The organism is Roseateles sp. GW821-FHT09G09 (assembly GCF_059415965.1).
Genome location: NZ_JBWKOG010000005.1, coordinates 264684 through 280191, shown reverse-complemented (window position 1 = coordinate 280191; position 15508 = coordinate 264684). Strand labels below are relative to the sequence as shown.

General features: G+C 68.0%; 15 protein-coding genes. 12 read left to right on the top strand and 3 right to left on the bottom strand.

What is annotated here, in order from left to right; all coding sequences use genetic code 11:
- Nucleotides 1–31: 31 nt before the first annotated feature.
- From AC07O8_RS15390 to AC07O8_RS15360, 7 genes are all read left to right on the top strand, one after another.
- Complete coding sequence (locus AC07O8_RS15390; RefSeq protein ID WP_495048856.1) at nt 32–568, top strand: hypothetical protein; 537 nt, start codon at nt 32–34, stop codon at nt 566–568.
- 44 nt (nt 569–612) lie between these two features.
- On the top strand, nt 613–1701 hold the full coding sequence (locus tag AC07O8_RS15385; protein WP_495048855.1) for a sensor histidine kinase: 1089 nt from the start codon (nt 613–615) through the stop codon (nt 1699–1701).
- Nucleotides 1698–2450, top strand: a complete 753-nt coding sequence (locus tag AC07O8_RS15380) for a LytR/AlgR family response regulator transcription factor (RefSeq protein ID WP_495048854.1) — start codon at nt 1698–1700, stop codon at nt 2448–2450. Before AC07O8_RS15385 ends, AC07O8_RS15380 begins: the two co-directional genes overlap by 4 nt.
- 672 nt (nt 2451–3122) lie before the next feature.
- A complete protein-coding gene (locus tag AC07O8_RS15375; protein ID WP_495048853.1) occupies nt 3123–3314 on the top strand; it encodes a hypothetical protein in 192 nt (63 codons plus the stop codon).
- A 35-nt stretch (nt 3315–3349) separates the two neighbouring features.
- Nucleotides 3350–3820: a hypothetical protein gene (locus tag AC07O8_RS15370; RefSeq protein WP_495048852.1), complete on the top strand. Its 471-nt coding sequence runs from the start codon at nt 3350–3352 to the stop codon at nt 3818–3820.
- A gap of 45 nt (nt 3821–3865) precedes the next feature.
- Nucleotides 3866–5125 carry an HlyD family secretion protein gene (locus AC07O8_RS15365; RefSeq protein WP_495048851.1) on the top strand — a complete coding sequence of 420 codons (1260 nt, stop codon included), beginning with the start codon at nt 3866–3868 and terminating at the stop codon, nt 5123–5125.
- Between the two features lie 14 nt (nt 5126–5139).
- A complete protein-coding gene (locus tag AC07O8_RS15360) occupies nt 5140–7326 on the top strand; it encodes a peptidase domain-containing ABC transporter (protein ID WP_495048850.1) in 2187 nt (728 codons plus the stop codon).
- 4 nt (nt 7327–7330) lie between these two features.
- Here AC07O8_RS15360 and AC07O8_RS15355 read toward each other — a convergent pair whose 3' ends face one another.
- The 3 genes from AC07O8_RS15355 to AC07O8_RS15345 all read right to left on the bottom strand — a co-directional run bounded on the left by AC07O8_RS15355 (nt 7331) and on the right by AC07O8_RS15345 (nt 9825).
- Nucleotides 7331–7564, bottom strand: a complete 234-nt coding sequence (locus tag AC07O8_RS15355; RefSeq protein ID WP_495048849.1) for a hypothetical protein — start codon at nt 7562–7564, stop codon at nt 7331–7333.
- 66 nt (nt 7565–7630) lie between these two features.
- Nucleotides 7631–8608, bottom strand: a complete 978-nt coding sequence (locus AC07O8_RS15350) for an alpha/beta fold hydrolase (RefSeq protein WP_495048848.1) — start codon at nt 8606–8608, stop codon at nt 7631–7633.
- Entirely contained in the window at nt 8605–9825 is a 1221-nt protein-coding gene (locus tag AC07O8_RS15345; protein WP_495048847.1) for a low temperature requirement protein A, read from the bottom strand. The genes AC07O8_RS15350 and AC07O8_RS15345 overlap by 4 nt, the downstream gene beginning before the upstream one ends.
- A 201-nt stretch (nt 9826–10026) precedes the next feature.
- On the opposite strand from AC07O8_RS15345, the gene AC07O8_RS15340 reads away from it, so the two are divergent.
- The 5 genes from AC07O8_RS15340 to AC07O8_RS15320 all read left to right on the top strand — a co-directional run bounded on the left by AC07O8_RS15340 (nt 10027) and on the right by AC07O8_RS15320 (nt 15506).
- Complete coding sequence (locus AC07O8_RS15340) at nt 10027–11943, top strand: diguanylate cyclase domain-containing protein (protein ID WP_495048846.1); 1917 nt, start codon at nt 10027–10029, stop codon at nt 11941–11943.
- Nucleotides 11944–12070: 127 nt separating this feature from the next.
- Nucleotides 12071–12868 carry a c-type cytochrome gene (locus AC07O8_RS15335; RefSeq protein ID WP_495048845.1) on the top strand — a complete coding sequence of 266 codons (798 nt, stop codon included), beginning with the start codon at nt 12071–12073 and terminating at the stop codon, nt 12866–12868.
- A complete protein-coding gene (locus AC07O8_RS15330) occupies nt 12865–14319 on the top strand; it encodes a c-type cytochrome (protein ID WP_495048844.1) in 1455 nt (484 codons plus the stop codon). Before AC07O8_RS15335 ends, AC07O8_RS15330 begins: the two co-directional genes overlap by 4 nt.
- Nucleotides 14320–14499: 180 nt before the next feature.
- The gene (locus tag AC07O8_RS15325) at nt 14500–15009 is read left to right on the top strand and encodes an Hsp20/alpha crystallin family protein (protein ID WP_495048843.1); all 510 of its coding nucleotides are present in this window, start codon (nt 14500–14502) and stop codon (nt 15007–15009) included.
- 71 nt (nt 15010–15080) lie between these two features.
- Nucleotides 15081–15506, top strand: a complete 426-nt coding sequence (locus AC07O8_RS15320) for an Hsp20/alpha crystallin family protein (RefSeq protein ID WP_495048842.1) — start codon at nt 15081–15083, stop codon at nt 15504–15506.
- Nucleotides 15507–15508: the final 2 nt, after the last annotated feature.

Genomic DNA, 15508 nt, shown 5'->3' with positions numbered 1-15508 from the left:
TGACGACGCCCCCGTCGATCGGAGTGCTGACATGCAACGTCGCCCGCTTCTCCTCGGTCTTCTGGGCCTGCTCGCGACACTGGGCGCCCGGAATTCGTTCGCCCTTTACGACGCGGCGCCGAACCCGCTGCTCGGCCACCTGGCCGGGTCCTGGCGCGGGACGCTGACCTACCGGGACTGGGGCAAGGCCGAGCGTCTGGTCACCCTGCCTTGCCGCATGCACGCGGCGCTGCTGACGCCTTCGGGCCTGAGCCTCTACTTCGTTTTCGATGACGGTCCGGGGAAGACGGTGTATTCCTACGACCGCTGGCTGTTCGACTTCACCAAAGGCAGGATGGTGTGGGCATCGGGCGACGGCAAGGGGACGGAGACGTCCTATCGCATCGTCTCCACATCCCGGTCCGATGAAGGCGATGCCGTGGTGCTCGTCAACACGGCGGAAGGCAAGACCTACCGACAGACACTGCAGGTGTCCATGCGTTCCTTGAAGCTGGAGAAGGTGGAGATCGCGGAAGACGGCCGGGAGGTGTTTCGAAACGGCTACGACCTGAGCCGGGCCGACGCGTGATGTCCCGGATCCGCCCCGGTCTTCATCTTGACCACAATGGGGCCATGCGCGCTTCGTGGACAGACTGGATCCCCCCTCGCGAGGTCGTGCGCATCTACGCGCTGGCGTGGCTGCCGGTGCTGCTGATCTACCTGGTCGCCGTCGAGACCGACGGGGTCTGGACGCGCGGCTTCAATCTGTGGAGCGCCGTGCACGGCACACTGCGCAACATGGGGCCGCAGTTCGTGCTGCTGCTGCTCCTCTGGCCGGTGACGGGCTGGATGGAAGCTCGGCGAATCGGCGCCGGGCGACAGATCGCGGCCCATGCCGCGGTGTCGGTGCTCTTCGTGCTGACGTGGTACGCGCTGCTGTGGCTGTGGATCGTCGCCGAGGCCGGCGTGGCGGGCGCGGAGCGCGCGCGTGCGAACTGGTTCATCTGGCAACTGGAATTCGGCATGCTGGCCTACGCCGCGGCCGCCGGCGGTTTCAGCGCCTACCGCGCCGTGCGCCGCGCCATGGCACAGGCCGAGGTCGCCGCGCAGGCGCAGACGCTGCTGGCCCGAAGCGAACTGGCCGCATTGCGCAACAGGCTCAATCCGCACTTCCTGTTCAACACGCTGCACAGCATCCTCGCCTTGGTGCGCAAGGATGCCCGCCGCGCGGAAGACGCGCTGTTCATGTTCAGCGAGATGCTCCGCTATCTGCTGGACACCGAGCGCAGCGGGGAAGACCAGGTGCTGCTGCGCGACGAGCTCGCCTTCACGGAGCAATACCTGTCGCTGGAGGCCATCCGCCTCGGTGATAGGCTGCATGTCGACTGGCAGGTGGACGCTGCGGCGCTCAGCGCGACCGTGCCGGCCCTGTCGCTGCAACCGCTGGTGGAGAACAGCATCAAGCACGCCTTCAATCCGCGAAGCGCGCCGGGCACGCTGCGCGTGTCGGTGCGCCGCACGCCGCAGACGCTGGACATCGTCGTGGCCGACGACGGTCCCGGCGTCGCACTTCCCGTTGCCGGCGGTCTGCCCGAGGGGCGGGGACTGGGCCTGCGCACGGTGGCACGGCGGTTGGCGCTGCGGTGGGGCGATGCCGCCCGGCTCGAGGTGACATCGACGCCCGGCGCGGGCTTCGAGGTGGCGATGAGGATGCCGGCATGAGCATCCGAGCCCTGATCTGCGAAGACGAGCCGCTGGCCCGCGAGACGCTGCGCGACTTCATCGCGGCGTCGCCGGATCTGCTGCTGGTGGGCGAGGCGACCAACGGCCGCGAGGGCTTGACGCTGATCCGCGCGCTCGCGCCGGACCTCGTGTTCATGGACATCCAGATGCCGGAACTGACGGGTCTCGAGGTGGTGCGCGAGCTGCTCGCGGCCGGGGAGCACATGCCGCCGCTGATCTTCACCACCGCCTACGACCAGCACGCGGTCGCGGCCTTCGAGCTGCACGCGCTCGACTACCTCCTCAAGCCGTTCACGGCGGCGCGCTTCGATGCCGCGGTGAAGCGGGCCTTGATCACGTCCGCCGCGATGGCCGAGCGTGGCGCGGCCGCCGTGGCGGCGCTTGGCGGCGGGCTAGGTGCGCCGCTGTCGCGCATCCTGGTCCGTGATCGCGGCCGCATCTTTCCGCTGGCGCTGGACGAGATCGAGCATCTGCGCGCCGATCTCAAGTACACGCAGATCATGGCGCGCGGCGAGAGCTTTCTCGTTCGCATGCCGCTGAACGAGCTCGAAGCCCGGCTGGACGCGACGCGATTCCTGCGCGTGCATCGGAATGCCATCGTCAACCTCGATTTCGTCGCGTCGATGCGGCCCGGCGAACAGAGTCAGCTCCACATCCTGATGCGGGACGGCACCGAGCTGTTGGCCAACCGCGAGGCCAGCAAGCGGCTCAGGGACATGGCGATCTGAGCGCGGTCTGTCGTCGCCCATCTGAATGACTTGAGGTCGATCGTCGAATCAGTCCTCACCGCAGGTTCGCGAGCAGGCTTTGCGGATGGTGCTGGAGCCCCGCGGGGAGTACCCGTCCCTGTGGGCTGCGATGCAGTCCATGGCACCGAAGATCGGCTGCGTGCCGCAGACGCAGGTAGAGGACGCGCAGGTGTCCAGATGGCCCAGCAGCTCACCTTCGAAGGGTTGCCCTTCGCTCAGGCCGCAGCCGAGCACGGCGTGACCCCGGCGACAGCCCGCAAGTCGTTGGCTCGCCATCTCGCGGGCGGCGAGTGGGCGCTGGAAGACGCGTCATCGCGGCCAGCCGAACCGACCTCCAGTCCGACGCGGACGAGGTCGTGTGGATGGACGATCTCTATCCGACGATCGCCAGGTAAGGCGCCAAGGACGTTTGCCCTTATCCCTTTTTGGCATACAGGGGCATATGTCTTTTTCGTATTCCAAGTACCGATTTTCCGATAATTCCGCCTTGACGCGCCGGACCGGTCAGCTGGATGTATCTGATACGTACCATACGGCTGGACAGACGAGTTCACCCTCTTGTGGGGGAGTGGTTGGCCATTGCGACCATGCCTATAGTTCGTTCGTCTGGTTTGAGTCAGACATAACTGAACGTTTCCAAGGAGGAATAAAATGATGAATGAAATTCGTGAACTGTCGGTCGAAGAACTGGAACTCGTCGGCGGCGGATGGAAGAAGGTACTGGAATTCTTCGCTGCAGAAGCGGCGCCGTACATCGGCGGAGCAATCGCGGACTACAACAACTCCGGCGCGGCGGCTGAATTCCAGACCGGCAGTGGCAGCGGCGCCGGCACCTTCGGTTAAAAGCGCTGAGGGCCCTTCGGGGCCCTTTCAACGACATGTCCCGACTCATTGAATTTTTGCGGCGGCTGATCGCCCACGAGCGGTGGTTCCTCTTTGCGACGTTGACCGCACCGGTTGCCTGGTTGGTCGCCGCAGGTATTGCGCTGCCGTTCATTCTGGTCGCACAGCCGGAATCCTTGCCAGATCGCGTCGGCTGGCCTCGGATACTTTCCGGCCTGTTTTTTGCGCCGGTGCTGGAGAATCTCATCATGATTGCGATGATCGGAGTGGCGCGGCACTTCTGCCGCGCCTGGCTTTCGGTTGCCATCATGGTATGCATCATGGCACTGGTGCACGCAATAGCGGCCTCGTGGATGGCCATCGCGGCCTCCGTGGCATTTCTTGTCTACGGTGCCAGTTATGTGGCCTGGTACCCGTCCGGCGGTCGGCGCGCTTATTGGATTACTGTGCTGCAACACGCCATATTCAATCTGCCAGCGACATTGGCGGGGACCCTTTTCCGCTGAATATCGGCGGATTCAGGCCAACGCGGCCCATTCAGAATCCACAAAATGAGCAGTTCCTTGTTTCGCACCGCGGTGTTGAAGGAGCAAGGCTCTCGCCGCTATGGCGAGATCGTCCTGACCCACCAGGTCGGGCACAGCCTGCTGGTTGCATTGTTCGTCGCGATGGCGTGTGGCCTGATCCTCTTCTTCGCGACCTGCGACTACCAGCGAAAGGCGCAGGTAGCGGGGGCCGTTGTGCCGGCCGCCGGCCTGATCCGTTTGACACCGACACAGAACGGCATCGTCAGCCGCCGGATGGTGCAGGAGGGTCAGGTCGTGCGCGCCGGAGACGTCCTGTTCGCACTCGTCAGCCAGCGCAACAGCGCCACGGGAGGTGATGCGGAGAAGGCGATAGCCGCCCTCCTTCAGTCGCGGCGACAGAGCTTCGACGGCGAGCGCGAGCAACTTCGGGAACAGTCGGGCCAGCGCATCGAGACCTTGGCCCGCCGTTCCGACGATCTGGCCAACGATGTCGCCCGCGTCGACGCGCAGATGACTTTGCAACTGCGGCGAGTCGCCCTGGCGGAAGAGACATTGGAGCGGCACACCAAACTGCAGACCCAGGGTTTTGTTTCATCGGCCCAGGTTCAGGACAAGCAGGGCGAGCTGCTGGACCAGCGGCAGCGTCTCGGTGACCTCGAGCGCGCCCGGGCGTCGCAGGAACGGGATCTGGCTTCCGCCCGGTCCGAGCTGAAGGACCAGCGCATCCAGGCTCGACGCGACCAGGCGGCCGCCTCTCGCAGCATCGCCTCGCTTGATCAGGAGCTGACCGAGAACGACGTGCGACGCGAATCCGTCATTCGCGCGCCGCAGGATGGCGTGGTCGCCGCAGTCAACGCTGAAGTGGGTTTCGCGGTCACTGCGGGACAGGTGCTGGGCTCGATCGTTCCGCGCGGCTCGCCGTTGATCGCGGAGTTGTACGTGCCCTCGCGGGCTGCCGGATTCATCAAGCCGGGCATGGACGTGATGGTTCGATATCAGTCGTACCCCTATCAGAAGTTCGGGCAGCACCGTGGGCGCGTCAATGCGGTCTCACAAACGGCGCTGCGGCCCGACGAAATCAGCGCGTCCGCGACGAGTGCTCCGCAGGGCGGCGAGCCGCTGTATCGCGTTCGCGTCGAACTTGATTCTCAGGTGGTGACCGCGTACGGCGCGCCGTATCCGCTCAGGTCCGGCATGGCCCTCGACGCCCATGTGCTGCTGGAGAAGCGTCGGCTGTATGAGTGGGTGTTGGAGCCGCTGCTCACCATCACCGGTCGTCTCTGAGAGAAGAAGTCAAGATGATGTCAGTGCCAAGCCAAGCGCCGTCTCCGCGTTTCTGGGGAAGCCGTCGCCTGCCAGTTCATCTGCAATCGGAAGCTGCCGAATGTGGATTGGCCTGCCTGGCGATGGTGTGCAGCTATTGGGGGCACCGGATCGACCTGACGACGATGAGGCGCCGTTTCTCGGTGTCACTCAAAGGTGCAACGCTCAAGGCCCTGGTGGCCATGGCTCAGGCTCTCGGGTTGCAGGCGCGACCGCTGAAGCTTGATGTACAGCATCTGTCCGGTTTGAGGCTGCCGTGCATCCTCCACTGGGACATGGACCACTTCGTGGTGCTGAAGAAGGTCGGGCGATCGGGCGTGATGATCCACGACCCTTCTGTCGGCGAACGTCGCGTGACGATGGCCGCCTTGTCGAATCACTTCACCGGGATCGCGCTGGAGTTGACCCCCAGTTCGACTTTCCAATCCCGACGCGACGAGCAACGCTTCACGCTCGCGTCGTTGATGGGTCGTGTGGTGGGCCTTCGCCGTGGATTGGCGCAGATCATCCTGCTCGCGGTCTCGCTGCAGGTCTGTGCCCTGGTCACGCCGTTCTACATGCAGTGGATCGTTGACGAGGCCCTCATCGCCGCGGACCGTGACCTCATCACCGTGCTCGGCATGGGGTTCCTGGTCCTGGTGCTGATGCAGACCGCGATCGGCGCGGTACGTTCATGGGTGACGACCGTCCTCGCCACCAATCTGAACTTCCAGTGGTTGGGGAACGCCTTCGCCCATCTGATGAAGCTGCCGTTGCCTTACTTCGAGAAGCGGCACCTGGGCGACATCGTGTCTCGTTTCGGCTCGATCCAGACGATTCAACGCAGCTTGACCACCCAGTTCGTCGAAGGCATCGTCGACGGGCTGCTCGTCTTCGGCACGCTGGTCGTCATGCTGCTCTACAGCGTGCAACTGACAGTCGTCGCGCTGGGCGCAGTGGCGATCTATGCCGTTCTGCGCTGGACGATCTTCCAGGCCTTGCGCGAAGCGACGGCCGAACAGATTGTCCATGCCGCGCGTCAGCAGACCCACTTTCTCGAGTCTGCACGTGGCGTTCAAAGCGTGAGGCTCTTTGGCCGTGCGGAGGAGCGCCGCATTGGCTGGATGAACGCGCTTGCGGAGCAGTTCAACGCCGATCTGCGCATCGCCAAACTGTCGATCTCCTATCAAACCGCCAATACGCTGCTGTTCAATGCTGAACGGATCATCGTGATCTGGCTGGCGGCGCTGGCAGTGCTCGACACGCGCTTCTCGGTGGGCATGCTCCTGGCTTTCATCAGCTACAAGGACCAGTTCAGCCAACGCATGGCCTCCCTGATCGACAAGCTCTTCGAGCTGAGGATGCTGCGCCTGCATGGTGAGCGCGTGGCCGATATCGTCCTGACCGACCCCGAAGACAGTACGCACGACATCGAGCTGGATCCCGAGCGCATCGAACCGACGCTGGAGGTCCGCAATGTCTCCTTCCGCTACGCGGATGGCGAGCCTGACGTGCTGAAGGACTGCAATCTCATCATTCCAGCAGGGCAATGTCTGGCAATCACCGGGGCCTCGGGCTGTGGCAAGACGACCTTGGTCAAGATCCTGCTGGGTCTGCTCAGGCCCACGGAAGGAGAGATCCTTGTGGGCGGCGTGAAGCTTGAGAGCCTGGGACTGCACAACTATCGGCGGATCATCGGAACCGTCATGCAGGAAGACCAGCTGTTCTCCGGATCGATCGCCGACAACATCACCTTCTTCGACCCCAAGCCGAATCAGGAGCGTGTGCAGACATGTACGCAGCTTGCTGCGGTCCACGACGAGATCGCGTCAATGCCGATGGGCTACAACACCTTGGTCGGCGACATAGGCACAGGCTTGTCTGGTGGACAGAAGCAGCGAATCCTGCTGGCTCGAGCGCTCTACAGGGACCCCAAGCTGCTGGTCCTCGACGAGGCCACCAGCCATCTGGACGTCGGCAACGAACAGACCGTGAATGCGGCGATCAAGCGGATTGCACTGACGCGTATCCTGGTGGCTCACCGACCGGAGACCATCGCAATGGCGCAGCGGGTCGTTGTGCTTCAAGGTGGTCGCATCGCCCGCGATCTGACGACGGAATTTCAACTGCAGGTGCCCACGAACGGTGCCGAGGCCGCCGACGCTGGCCGCGTGAACCGATAATCGCTCAGCAATGCCCACCCGCCCGCGCCCTCAACCGGCGCCAGCCCGCGCGCATGAGCCACGTCCCGATACCCGCCAGCAGCAGCACGATCACGAACGCTCCGCCGGCTCCCGCCGGCGCGCCTGCGCCTTCCGCGGCGCCGATCAGCGGCTTGAGCGCGTTGTAGCCCGCCACCACCGCCGCGATCCACAGGACCGCGCCGCCCAGGAACTGCCCGATCGCCACCAGCTTGTTCATCCCGTCACTCCGTCCACGTCGGACACTGCCATGCGTGCAGCCTAACGGGCCTCGCGGCGGCTTCGCTCAAAGCCCCTCGGTGAGGAACGGCATCACCGCCGCCAGCAGGGCGTCCGGCGCTTCCTCCGGGATGTAGTGACCGCAGGGCAGCGGCCCGCCGTCGACGTCCACCGCGACGCGTCGCCATTCCTTCAGCGGGTCGAAGCACTTCGCCACCACGCCCTGCGCGCCCCAGTACACGCGCAGCGGCATCGCCAGCTTCGCGCCGGCGTCGCGGTCCGCGCGGTCGTGGTCGAGGTCGATGCCCGCCGCCGCCCGGTAGTCCTCGCACATGCCGTGCGCGGTGCCGGGCAGCGCCAGCGCGCGCTGGTACTCGGCGAACGCGCGCGGATCGAAGGCCGACAGGCCCGCGTGCCGCCGGCCCATCACGTCCAGCGCATACGCCGCCGGATCGGCCTCGATGAGCCGTTCCGGCATCGGTGCCGGCTGGATCAGGAAGAACCAGTGCCAGTACGCCCGCGCGAAGGCCTCGGTCGTCTGCTCGTACATCGCCAGCGTCGGCGCGATGTCCAGCAGCGCGAGCCGCTCGACCGCCGCCGGATGATCCGCCGCCATCCGATGCGCGACACGCGCGCCGCGATCGTGCGCCAGCACGCGGAAGCCGGCATGACCCAGCGCCCCCATCACGCGGACGAGGTCCTGCGCCATGCGGCGCTTGCTGTAGTTGCCGTGGTCCTCATCGCCTGCGGGCTTCGAGGAATCACCATAGCCGCGCAGGTCCGGCATCACGACGGTGAAGCGCGCCGCCAGCGCCGGCAGCACGCGGTGCCAGATCACCAGCGTCTGCGGATGCCCGTGCATCAGCAGCAGCGGCGGACCTTCGCCGCACACGCGCGCATGGATGCGCACGCCGGGCTCGGTCTCGACGAACAGGCGTCGCGTCGACGCAGGGAACAGGGCATCGGCCGGATGCGGCTCGACGGTGACCTCCGCCGAGAAGGCGGAGAAGCCGACGGACGTGGCGGTGGAGGAGGGCGCGCTCATGCGCCGATGCTAGGCGCGTCGTCCCCGCCCCCGCTGTCGGGAACGAGACACATCGCCCGCGAACGCCGCTCCCACGCCGCGAGCGCGACCAGCACCGTGCAGGCGAAGGCGCTGGTCGCGACCGGCGGCCAGTCGTGCACGAACGGCCCCGCCGCTGCCAGCACGATCACCGCCACGCCATGCGACCACGGCCAGCGGCCGACGACCGCCCGCTTGAACAGCCCCACGCCGATCACGTAGATCGCCACGCCGCCGAGCAGGCACAGCGCCGTCTTCAGGTCGGTGTGGCCGTCCGGATGCGCCAGCACGAACTCGTCCGCCGCCGCGTTGACGATGATCCCCGCCACGATCGGCAGGTGGATGTAGGTGTAGGCCAGCCGCGCCAGCCGCCCCGGGTCGTCGCTGTGGGTGATGCGACCCGTCGCGAAGTCGTTGGTCGTGTCGAAGTACAGCCACCACAGCGCGATGCTCCCGGCGAAGGACACCAGGAAGGCCAGCAGGCTCATGGCCGTCAGCGGTGTCTCCGCGAAGGTCGCGCCCGTCACCAGCAACGACTCGCCCAGCGCGATGATCACGAAGAGCGCGCAGCGCTCGGCCAGGTGACCGCCGGAGATCGTCCAGTCCGCCGTCGTCGAGCGCCCCAACCCCGGCACGAAGAAACCGGCCGACGGCCCGACGACCTCGATCGCCAGCGCCGCCACCCACAGCGGCACGCGCAGCGACGGGCTCAACGCGCCGGCGATCCACAACACCGCGGACACCACCAGCCACGCGCCGATGCGCTGGAAATTGCGCACCAGCCCGGCCTCCGCGCCGCGCGCCGCCCAGAGGAAGAACAAGGTCCGCCCGACCTGGATCGCGGTGAACGAGGCCGCGAACATCAGCGCGCGCTCGCCGAAGGCCTGCGGCAGCGAGACCGACATCAGCAGCCCCGCCAGCATCATCGCGAACAGGCAGATCCGCACCGGCAGGCGCTCCGGATCCAGCCAGTTGGTCACCCACGAGGTGAAGATCCACACCCACCAGACCGCCGCCATCAGGAAACCGGTCTGCAGCGCGCCGCCCAGCGTGACGCCGTCATGCGCGAAATGGCCGATCAGCGTGTGCGACAGCTGCGTGACGGCGAAGACGAAGACGAGGTCGAAGAACAGCTCGACGAAGCTGACTTTCGCGTGGCCGTGCGGGTCGGGCTGGCGCAGGAGGGGGATCGAGGGCATCCCCGGACTGTCGCATGCCGGCACCGCCGGACCTCCGGGACCGATGCCGGCTTGACGGCAATCGCACGGCCCTCCCCATAATCGCCTGCAATCCCCACCGGCCCCGCCGCCGCCACGGCCGGTCGAGCGCGCGTCCTCCGCGCGCTCCAGGGTCCCACGCTTCCGCGGCCCGCCAGAGACCGCCCCGCCCGAGACGTCGCCATGCGTGCCTTCGCCGAGCCGATCCATCGCACCAGCCTCGGTCGCGGCGTGGCGCTGCTGATGGCAGCGCTGGTGGCGATGGCCGTGATCGTGACGCTGCTGGTCTGGCGCGCCCGGTCGACCATCGACGACCTGCACCGCGCCGACCACATCAACACCGTCCTCTCGGCGCTGACGCTGCTCAACGAGGACCTGCTCAATGCCGAAACCGGCCAGCGCGGCTACCTGCTGACGCAGCGCGCCGGCTACCTGCAGCCCTACCGGGATGCGGTGCGCAACCTCGACCGGCGCCTGGCGGACCTGTGCGCCTGCGACGACGACCCCACCCACGCGCCCAAGCTCGCCCGCATCCAGGAGCTGGTCCAGCTCAAGATGACGGAGATGAGCCAGACGATCCGGCTGCACGATTCGGGCCGTCACGAGGAGGCGCTGGAGCTGGTGCACGGCGACCAGGGCCTGCATCACATGGATGAACTGCGGGACGTGCTGGGCGAGCTGACCTCGTCGCTGCGCACGGAGCGCGCGGCGATCAGCGAGCGGCTGTGGCGCGAGGCCACCCATTCCGAGCTGCTGATGCTGGCCGGCCTGGCGGTGCTGGCGCTGTTCACGGTGATGGCGACCTCGCAGGTGATGCTGCGCTCGCGCGAGCTGCTGCGGACGCAGAAGCTGCTGCGCGGCATCGCCGACAACGTGCCGGCGCTGATCAGCCATTACGACGGACGGGGCCGTCTGCGCTTCGCCAACGCGGAGGTCGGCCGCGTCTTCCAAGCCGACCCGCAGTCGCTGATCGGCAAGACGCTGGAAGCGGTACGCGGCGAAGAGAACGCCGCGCAGATGCGGCCCTTCGTCGCGCGCGTGCTCGACGGCGAGGCGGTGGCCTTCGACGCGGAGCAGGTCATCGACGGCGAGACGCTGCACTTCCACCAGAGCTTCGTGCCGGAGCTGGCCCGGGGCCGCGTCGAGGGCTTCTACGCCTGCTCCATGGACATCACCGAGCGCAAGCGCGCCGAGGCCGCGATCGCCGCCAGCGAGCGCCGGATGAAGGCGATCACCGACAACCTGCCGGTCTTCATCTGCTACATCGACGCGGAGCGCAAGCTGCGCTACACCAACGAGACGATACGCAGCTGGTTCGGGCTCGACCCGCAGGCGGCGCTGGGGCTGCACATCGACGACGTCTTCGGCGTCGCGAGCACCAGCCAGCGCAGCGCGCAACTGGCGCTGGCGCTGAGCGGCGAGCGCGTCGAGTTCGAGATCACCTCGACCATGCTCGGCAAGCAGCGGCACCTGCGCTCGATCTACGTGCCGGACATGGGGCCGGACGGGCGCGTGACGGGCATCTTCACGCTGTCCATCGACATCACCGCGATGAAGCAGGCCGAGGCGCAACTCGCGCGGCTGGCCAGTTCGGATGCGCTCACGGGACTGCCGAACCGGCGCGAGTTCGACCAGGCGCTGGCCGGCGCGCTCGCCCGGCAACGCCGTCAGGCGCGGGAGGGGCGGATGCTGGCGCTGCTGTTCCTGGACATCGACCACTTCAAGACGATCAACGACACGCACGGGCACGGCGTCGGCGACATCGTGCTGCGCGACTTCGCCACCGTGTTGCGACGCAGCGTGCGGGGCAGCGATCACGTGGCGCGCCTGGCGGGGGACGAGTTCGTCGCGGTGCTCGAGGGCTTGAACCGGCCCGAGGAGGCCGAGCAGGTCGCCGCCAAGATCGTGGAGGCCGTGCGGGCCACGCGGCCCGCGGGCGTCGCGATCACGACCAGCATCGGCATCGCCAGCGTCGCCGATGGCGACGTGCCGTCGATGGACCTGATCGCGCTCGCCGACCGCGCGCTGTACCAGGCCAAGCACCAGGGGCGCGACGGCTGGGCGGCCGTGGGATGGCCCGGGCCGGACCAGCGGCGCTGACCGCGCTACCCGAGGCGCACCCAGGACCACAGCCAGGACGACACCAACGGCGGCATCCGCAGCGGCACCTGCAGCGGCACCTGCAGCGGCACCGGCACCCGAGGCGGTGATCGGCGATGATGACCGGATGAAGCACTCCCGATTCCTCCCGGGTGTCCTCATCGCCGCTGTGCTGGGCCTGGGACTCTCCGCCGTCTCCGCGGTCTCCACCGCTTCCGCGGCGTTCGCGCAGACGGCCGCAGCGCCGCCGACCGGCGCCGGCGCCGGACACGGCGCCGAACCCGGCGCCTCGCGCCCGTTGCGCCCGCTGACCAACGACATCGGCGAACGCATCCAGGCCTGCACGCTGTGCCACGGCGCGCAAGGCCGCGCGACGTCGCAGGGCTACTTCCCGCGGCTGGCGGGCAAGCCGTCGGGCTACCTCTACAACCAGCTGCAGAGCTTCCGCGACGGCCGTCGCCATCACGCGCTGATGGCCGGGCTGCTGCGCAACATGAGCGACGACTACCTGCGCGAGATCGCCGGCTACTTCGCGGCGCTCGACGTGCCTTATCCGGCGCCGGGACCGTCGGGCCTGAACGCGGAGCAGCAGGCGCGCGCGGAGCGGCTGATCCTGCAGGGCGATCCGGCGCGCAAGGTGCCGGCCTGCACGGCCTGCCACGGCCCGTCGATGGCGGGGCGCGCGCCGGCGATCCCCGGTCTGATCGGGCTGCCGCGCGACTACCTGGTCGGGCAGCTCGGCGCATGGCGCAACGGGCTGCGCCGCGCCCACACGCCCGATTGCATGGCCGACGTGGCCAAGGCGCTGTCGACCGACGACATCGCCGTCGTCGCGAGCTGGCTCGCGGCGAGACCCGCCGGCGCACACCCGGAGCCGCCGTCCACGACGCCCTTGCCGGTGCAGTGTGGAGGGCTGGCGCCATGAGCGGAGCTCCGACCTCCAAGCCGACCCTCGGGGACACCGCCAGCAAGACCGGCGAGACGTCTCACGCGGCGCCGATGAGGACCTTCGTCCGCCTGCTGCTGGGCATCGCGATCGCCCTCCCGCTGATGGCCGTGCTGCTGCTGGCCGGCGCGTGGGGGCGGGAGCTGTGGCTGTCCGGGCGGCCGGCCCAGTCCGGCGCGGAAGACACCAGTCCCGCGTTGATCGCCCGCGGCGCCTACCTGGCGCGGATCGCCAACTGCGCCGGCTGCCACAGCCCGCGCGGCGGCGCGCCGCTGGCCGGCGGCATGCCGCTCGGGACGCCGTTCGGCACGCTGTTCAGCAGCAACCTCACGCCCGACGCCGAGACCGGCCTCGGCCGCTGGAGCGCCGACGACTTCTGGCGCGCGATGCATCACGGCCGCAGCCGCGACGGGCGGTTGCTCTATCCGGCCTTCCCGTACACCAGCTACACGGCGATGACGCGCGAGGACGCCGATGCGATCTTCGCGTGGCTGCGGCAGCAGCCGGCGGTGACGCAGACCGCGCCGCCCCATCAGCTGGGCTGGCCGTACCGCTGGCAGTCCGCGCTGGCGGTGTGGCGGCTCATGTACTTCACGCCGGGCGATGCGCCGTCGCGTGACGACCCGGGCATCGATCGCAGCGCCGATCTTGGCATCGGTCGCGGTGCCGATCGTGACGCCGGTGCCGGTGGCGGTGCCGTCCAGGACGTCGCCGGCGAGGCGGCGCTCGCGCGAGGGCGCTACCTCGTCCAGGCGGTCGGCCACTGCGCCGAATGCCACGCGCCGCGCAACCGGCTCGGCGCGCTCAGGGATGCGGCGGGCCTGCGTGGCGGCTGGGTCGGCGTGCAGGGCTGGATCGCGCCGTCGCTGGCCGATCCGCATGCGGCGGGCGTGCAGGACTGGTCCGAGGCGGAGGTTCGGTCGTGGCTGCGATCCGGCTGGTCGCCGAGGGGCGCGGCGCTCGGCCCGATGGCCGACGTGGTCGCGGAAAGCCTTCAGCACCTGAGCGACGCCGACGCGCAGGCGATGGCCGTGTACCTGCACGGCCTGCCGCGCGAGGGATCCGAGGCGGCCGAGTTCAAGCCGGCCTCGTCGACGCAACTGGACCTCGGTCGTCAGGTATACGCCAAGCACTGCGCCGATTGCCACGGCGACCAGGGGCAGGGCCGGCTGATCGACGGCCAGCCGGCCTATCCGCCGTTGGCGGGCAACCGCACGGTGACGTTGGAGGCACCGCAGAACGTGCTGCAGATGCTGGCCGACGGCGGCTATGCGCCGACGACGCCGGGCCATCCGCGTCCGTACGGCATGCCGCCGCTGCGGCAGGTGCTCACGGAAGCCGAGATGGCCGCCGTCGCGACGGTGATCCGGCAGAGCTGGGGGAACAAGGCGTCGGCGGTGACGGAGCAGGAAGTGCTGCGGTTGAAATAAGAGGGACTGGGGGCGCAAAAGTGCTCGAACAGCGTTCCCGGCTCGCGCAGCGGGCGCGCCATATGGGGACGGGCCCCCTTTGATTTCAAGATCTTGAAGCCCGGCTTCTCGGTCCTAGGTGGGGATGCATGGCGGACACGTCCCGCCGCGATCCACCCGCAGGAAGCCAAGGAGCCCCGCATGTACCGTCAACTGTTCGCCCGTGAGCTGTTCAACGACCTCGACCGCTTCCAGCGCGAGATGAGCGGCCTGTTCGAATCCACCGCCGGCCGCGCCCCGTCGCGCGGCGGCTATCCGGCTCTGAACGTCGGCCTGTCGCCGGAAGCGGTGGAGGTCTATGCCTTCGCCCCCGGCCTGGATCCCGCCACCATCGCCGTCGACCTGGAGCGCGGCGTGTTGAGCCTGTCCGGCGAACGTGCAACCTCGCTGGCCGCGACCAGCGAAGGCGCCGCAGCGACCGCTGGTGCCGCCGAAGGCGGGACCGCCGCCCCCGCCGCACCTTCCGCGAAGGCCGCCGGCAAGACCGTCGTCCATCAGCGTGAACGCTTCGCCGGGAAGTTCCGTCGCGTGGTCAGCCTGCCCGACGACATCGATCCGGAACAGGTCTCGGCCTCCTACAAGGACGGCGTGCTGCGCGTCAGCGTCAAGCGCCGCCCCGCGCCGCAGCCGCGCCGCATCGACATCCATTGAGTCCCGGACGCGCCCTTCCGTTTCCGTCGTCCCCGTCGTCCCTCATACCGAACAAGATCCGAAAGCACCCCATGACCACTGCCGTCCAGACCCCCGCCGCCAATGCGGCCGAGCCAGTGAAGACCAACGCCTCGACCGCCGCTCAGGCCGAGCGTCGTCGCGATGACTATGCGATCCAACCCGCGGTCGATGTGATCGAGGACGCGCAAGGGCTGACGCTCTTCGCCGACCTGCCGGGCGTGCCCCGCGAGCAGCTGCAACTGCGTGTCGACAAGGACCGTCTGATCATCGAAGCCGAGATGCAGCTCGACCTGCCCGACGGCCTCAAGGCCGGCCACGTCGAGGTGTCCCGCCAGTTCTACCGCCGCGCGTTCACGCTGAGCAAGGAGTTGGACGCGGAGCAGATCGGCGCCGAGCTGAGCAACGGCGTGCTGCGCGTGCGCATTCCCAAGGCGGCGCATGCGCAGCCGCGCAAGATCGAAGTCAAGCTGAGCTGATC